We start from the raw sequence: 5,782 nt of genomic DNA, 5'->3' as shown, positions 1-5,782 counted from the left end.
ATGTCATCCGCCGGCAGTTCTGGCTGATCGCCGTGATCGTCATCCTGGGCTGCGCCGCGTCCGTCTGGTTCGCCCTGAGCCAGGAGCGGGTCTACCAGGCGGTCGCGTCGATGCAGATTCGTGGCCCGCTGGTCGAGGAGGACACGGGCGGCGCCGCCCGCAACGTCGTGGGCGATCAGCTCGACCTGATCGAACGCCGGATCTTCACGCGCGACACCATGACGGCCCTGATCGAGGATTTCGGCCTGTTCGGCGATGCGTCCGAGCTCAGCATGGCCGAAAAGGTGGCGCTCGCCCGCGAGGCCATAGAGCTGCGCCAGATCGAGAACGACCGCCCAGCGTCTGCCCCCGACGCCGATGTGCCTGCGGGCATCACGATCTTCGTGCGGCTCAATGATTCGGAAACGGCGGCGGCGATCGCCAACGAACTCATGGGAGATATCGTCGCGGCGGGGCGGCGCGGCCTGATCGAACAGGCCCGCACCGCCGAGGCCTTCTTCAACGAGGAAGAGACGCGCATCACGAACGAGATCGAGGCGCTCGAGAGCGAAATCACCGATTTCAAGCGCGCGAACGCCGCCGGCCTGCCGGAAAACATCGCTTCGCTGCGTGACCAGCTCTCGGCGCTGCGCGACGCGGAACTCGAACTCGACCGCGAGATTCTGGCGCTCGAAACCAACCAGGAGCGCCAGCGCGAAGAGGTTCTGGACCGCCAGCGCGCGCTCCTCGAGAACCAGCGCCGCCTCCTCGGCGAGCGCATCGCGGAGATCGAAGACACGTTCGCCCGCGCGCCGCTCATCGAACAGGAGTACAGCGCGCTCACCCGCGAGCTCGCACAGCTTCAGACCCAGTTCGAACTGGTCACCGGCCGCCGATCCGAGGCGGAGATGACCCGCATCCTGGAAGACCGGCAGAACGCCGAGATCTTCGAGGTCCTGGAGACCGCGGAGCCGCCGGAGTACCCGGTTTCGCGCAGCCGGCGGGCCGTCGCCATGGCCGGGGGCGTGGCCAGCGTCGTCGCCGCGGGCATCGTGGTGGCGATTCTCGAGTTCCTGAACCCGGCGATCCGGACGGCGGCACAGTTGGAGCGATCGCTGGAGATCCGGCCCGTGGTCACGATCCCGACGGTGCGCACCCGCGGGGAACGGCGACGCCGGTGGATCGCGGCGACGGCGGGCCTTGTTCTCGTCGCGCTCGGGGTTCCGACGCTTCTGCGCATGGCAGCGCAGCAGGTGCCGTCGCTGCGTCCGCTCGCCGAACGCCTGCCCGGGCTGCCGCAGGGCTGACGCCGCGCGGCGCGGTCAGTAGCTGTAGTCGCGGATGGTCGGCCCCTCCGCGCGGTTGAGCACGACGCCGAGCAGCGGCGTGTGATCGGCGAGCCGGCGCGAGACCTCGGTGATTTCGTCGGGCCGTGTCAGCCCGCCGCCCACCACGAGCAGCACACCGTCGTAGCGGTCGCGGAGCGCGAGCACGTCGTCGTGGTAGAGCGCCGGCGGCAGATCGAAGAGCATCACGTCGGGCCGCAGCACCGTGTCGAGCCGGGCCAGCGCCGCCGCGGCCTCCGGTGCCTGCAGAAGTTCCGCGGCGTTGCGGTCCTGCCGGTCGTTCAGCGCGAGACCAAGGTTGGGACCGACGCCGAGCGCGTTCTCCTCGAAGCGCACGACGTGCAGGTCGGGACGTGTCCGCCCGCGCAGAAGATCGCCGATCGGGCCGGGATCCGCCACGCCGAGGAGCTTGGCGAGCGAGGGGTGCCGCAGATCGGCATCGAGGAGCAGGGTGCGCACGGTCTCGGACCGCGAGAGACTCAGCGCGAGGTTGGCGGCGACGAAGCTCTTGCCGCAGTTCTTGGTGGGCGAGGTCACCGCCACGCGGCGCCAACCGTTGTCCGCGAGCGCCTGCAGCAGACGGGTGCGCAGCACGTCGAAGGCCGCGTGCGAGGGATCCTCGCGCGCCGCGCTGATCATGCGATGCCGCTCCAGATGGACAGGGTCCAGCGGCACCTGCCTGAGCGAGGCCCAGGCGTTGCGCACCTCCGGGGCGGGCTGCGGCCGCGCAGCCGCCGGAAGCGGCCTTCGCGGCACGGCGTCGGTCGGCCCCGACGGGGCCTCCTCCGCCACGAAGGTCCGTTCGGCCTCCGGCCAGGACGTGCCACGCGGCGCCGTCACCGGCTCGGGCGCGTCGGTCGGCCCGTGCAGGGCCTCCTCCGCGGGCTCAGCGGCGGAGACCGCCGCCATGTCTTTCGGGGGCGTCTCTTGCGGCGCCGGCGCCTCCGGCGACGGGGCGCTGTCGGCATCAGGCGCCGCGCCCGGCGCGGACAAACTCTCGGACTGATGCTCGTCCGGCGCCACCGACGGCGCGTCGGCCGGACAGGATGCATCGCCCTGTCGCGCAGGCGCCGGCCGCGCTGCCGGGGCCGCACGCGCGCCCGGGGCATCCTCCACCTCCGGGGCGGATCCCGTGCGCATCCCGCGCCGGGGCAGACCCGACTGACTGCGCTTCGCGATCTCGGCCAGCGAGCGATTCTGCGTGTTCATCCTGCGCCGCCTCTCTGCGTCCCTCTTCCCGCGCGTCGATGACGCGATCGGGCATTTGACCGGTCGATCGACCCTGATCCTCATCTCCCATGACACCAGCGAAATCTGGCCGAATTGCGCCGTTTCGTGTGTGATTTCGCGATATGGAAACAATAGCGCCTGCGGCGCCCACGACCAAACATGGCATGCTCACGTCTGGACGAGAGGCGCCGCCGGCTGACCACCATGCCGGAACTCGCGGGCCTTGCGCCGGACGGAGAGCGCAAAGCCGGCGAGCGCGGCGGGCCCCAGCGCCGCCACGGCCCGACCGGAGCACCGATCGCCAGCACGGGCGAGGGCGGGTCATGCGCGCGGAATTTGTCGATTTCGCAGCCGTGGCTTGGCACGCGCGGGACAGTTCGGCAAGGTAACGCCGCGCAAGCGAGAGGGGAAGCGCATGCAGTTCCGTGCCGTCGGAGGCCGGGTCATCCGCATCACGGCGCCCGACCGAGCCGCGGCGCTCGACACCGTGCGCGCGCGGCTCGCCGCCCGGGAGGGCTTCGCGCTGGCGACGCTCAACCTCGACCATCTGGTGAAACTGCGCCGCGACACGGAGTTCGCGGCCGCCTACGCCGCGCATGAGATCGTCGTGGCCGATGGCAACCCGGTCGTCTGGCTCTCGCGGCTGGCCGGACGGCCGGTGGCGCTGGTGCCCGGCTCCGAAATGGTCGTACCGCTCGCACGGGCGGCCGCGGACGCGGGGGCGCCCATCGCGCTTGTGGGCTCCACGGCGCCCACGCTCGCCGCGACGGGCCAGGTGCTGCGACGTCGGGTGCCGGGTCTCGAGATCGCCGCCGAGATCGCGCCGCCGATGGGGTTCGACCCGGACGGGCCGGAGGCCGGCGCCCTGCTCGCCGAGCTGCGCGAGACCGGCACGAGGCTCGCCTTTCTCGCGCTCGGCGCCCCCCGGCAGGAGCGACTGGCCGGGCGCGGGCGGCAGATCGCCCCCGGCATCGGCTTCGCGAGCGTGGGCGCGGGGCTCGACTTCCTCGCCGGCACCCAGCGCCGCGCGCCGCGCTGGGTCCGGGGGATGGCGATGGAGTGGCTCTGGCGCATGGGATCGAGCCCCGCGCGCCTCGGCCCGCGCTACGCGCGCTGCGCGGCGATCCTGCCGGGGGAAGCCGCGCGCGCCCTGCGCCTCCGCGCGGGACAGGCGGAGTAGGCAGGGCACCTTGGGCCGGCGTCGCGCGAAAGAGCCGCGCGCGGCCGGACATCACCCGGCCGGGCCCACGTCACGGATGGCCACGGCCCGGCGTCGCACGGCTCTTGCCGGGGCCCGAGACCCATGCCGCGTTGCCGAAAGCCGGAACCGGATGCCCAGCGCCCTGCATCAGGGCGGCGGAACCGGATAAGGTGAGACGGCCCGCGGGGATGCACCCCTGTCGGTCCCGCAGCTCCGTCATCCTTGGGGCCAAGGCGCCGCGATCATCACGATGACGCGGACGACGCGGCCCGCACTCCGCGCTCCGCCCCTGGCCGCAGCCATGCGAGGCCCGTCGCGGCCACCGGGGACAGCACCCGGAGCCCGCCCCACAGGGCACGCGATGAAAGGTCAGCTCCTGACGGGTGACCGCAAAGACGCCCGACCGCTCCGGGACACCTGCAGGTCTCGCGTTTCGCTTTGAACCCCCGGGCGGGGCGTGCGATGAGCACGGGCGTTCCCGATCCCGAGGCCCGCATGATCACCGCCCTGCCCCTTCGCACCCTCGCCGATCTCGGCCCCCTCGCCCGGACCCTGCCCGGTCCCGATGCCGCGGCCGCCGACGCCGCGCGCGCCCGGCTCGCGGACCTCGCCATGCCGCCCGGCGCGCTCGGCCGGCTGGGCGCGACGGTGCCCTTTCTGGCCGGCTGGCAGGGCCGCGCCCGGCCGCGGCTCGACCGGGTGCAGGCGCTCGTCTTCGCGGGAAATCACGGCGTCTGCGCGCAGGGCGTCGCGGCCTTCCCGCAGGCGGTGACCGCGGCGATGGTCGCCACCTTCGAGACCGGCGGCGCCGCGATCAACCAGCTCTGCCGGGAGGCCGGCGCGGCGCTCGAGGTGGTGGCGCTCGACCTCGACCGGCCGACGGGGGATTTCACCGAAGGCGACGCGATGACCCATGCCGAGGCGCTCGAGGCGCTCGCCCGCGGCGCGGCGGCGGTGGACCCGGAGGCCGATGCGCTCGTGCTCGGGGAAATGGGGATCGGCAACTCCACGACGGCCGCGGCGCTCGCTGCGCTGCACCTCGGCGGCGCGGCCGCGGACTGGGTCGGGCCGGGGGCCGGCGCCGACGACGCGGTGATGGCGCGCAAGCGCCGCGCGGTCGAGGCCGCCGTGACGCGCCACGCGGGACAGGGGGGCGCCGCCGCGCTCGCCGCGATCGGCGGACGCGAGCAGGCGGCGCTCTGCGGTGCAGCGCTCGCCGCGCGCCGCGCGGGCGTGCCGGTTGTGCTCGACGGCTTCATCTGCACCGCCGCGATGCTGCCGCTCCACGCGGAGGACCCCTCGGCGCTCGACCACTGCCTCGTGGGTCACGCGAGCGCCGAGCCCGGCCACGCGCCGCTCCTCGCCGCGCTCGGCAAGACGCCGCTCCTCGATCTCGGCATGCGCCTCGGGGAGGGCACCGGTGCCGCCCTCGCGATCTCCGTCCTGCGGGGCGCGGTGGCCTGCCACGGCGGCATGGCCACCCTCGCCGAGGTGGGCGTGGAGGCGTAGCGCAGCGCGGGGCAGGGACCGGCGGAACGCGAGACGGAACGGCGCGAAACACCTCCCCCCGCGCCGGTCGGCGGCCATGCCGCGGGGCCGAGTGTCCGGTGCGGCGCGAGGGTCAGGGGTCCGGCGCGGGAAGACGCCGTTTCGGAATGTCCATGCCGGCACCCTGCCTTGCCGGCCCCCCTCAGGGTTCGAACCGCATCGCCAGCGTGAAGGGATAGGTGCCCGCGGGCATCTTCTCCGGCGCTTCGGGAAGGCGGGCCCGACGGGCCGCCTCCACCGCCGCCCGGTCCAGCCGCGCGGTCCCCGAGGACCGCGCCACGGTCACCCCGGCGAGCTCGCCCGTGTGGCTCACTGTCAGCCGCAGACGGACGACACCGTCGGCGCGGGCCCCGCGCGGGTAACGCTTGGCGCGCTCGAGATGCGACACGATCCGCCCGCCCCAGGCCGCCATCAGCTGCTGTCGCGCGCCGGCGCCAAGCGCCTCGCTGCCCTGGCCCGTGCCGGCGGCGTCCGCCTG

The 5,782-nt window shown here is 73.8% G+C and carries 5 protein-coding genes; 3 read left to right on the top strand and 2 right to left on the bottom strand.

Features of this window, described 5'->3' with window-relative positions; all coding sequences use genetic code 11:
- Nucleotides 1-1,286 (top strand): GumC domain-containing protein (locus tag ACESL7_RS12150; RefSeq protein WP_372893583.1); only part of this gene is annotated, 1,286 nt, incomplete at its 5' end.
- A gap of 15 nt (nt 1,287-1,301) precedes the next feature.
- Here the strand turns inward: ACESL7_RS12150 and ACESL7_RS12145 are convergent.
- A complete protein-coding gene (locus tag ACESL7_RS12145; RefSeq protein ID WP_372893582.1) occupies nt 1,302-2,234 on the bottom strand; it encodes a P-loop NTPase in 933 nt (310 codons plus the stop codon).
- A gap of 736 nt (nt 2,235-2,970) precedes the next feature.
- Here ACESL7_RS12145 and ACESL7_RS12140 point away from each other — a divergent pair.
- Together ACESL7_RS12140 and cobT are read left to right on the top strand one after the other, a co-directional pair.
- Entirely contained in the window at nt 2,971-3,735 is a 765-nt protein-coding gene (locus ACESL7_RS12140) for a WecB/TagA/CpsF family glycosyltransferase (protein ID WP_372893581.1), read from the top strand.
- Nucleotides 3,736-4,218: 483 nt separating this feature from the next.
- Entirely contained in the window at nt 4,219-5,265 is a 1,047-nt protein-coding gene (cobT, locus tag ACESL7_RS12135; protein WP_372893580.1) for a nicotinate-nucleotide--dimethylbenzimidazole phosphoribosyltransferase, read from the top strand.
- 181 nt (nt 5,266-5,446) lie between these two features.
- On the opposite strand, the gene ACESL7_RS12130 is transcribed toward cobT, so the two are convergent.
- On the bottom strand, nt 5,447-5,782 hold a 336-nt coding region (locus tag ACESL7_RS12130), incomplete at its 5' end, for a TonB family protein (RefSeq protein ID WP_372893579.1).

It is taken from the genome of Rhodosalinus sp. (genome assembly GCF_041685465.1).
Classification (GTDB): domain Bacteria; phylum Pseudomonadota; class Alphaproteobacteria; order Rhodobacterales; family Rhodobacteraceae; genus Rhodosalinus.
The sequence above is the reverse complement of the archived record's forward strand: the minus strand, read 5'-3'. Positions and strand labels throughout refer to the sequence as shown.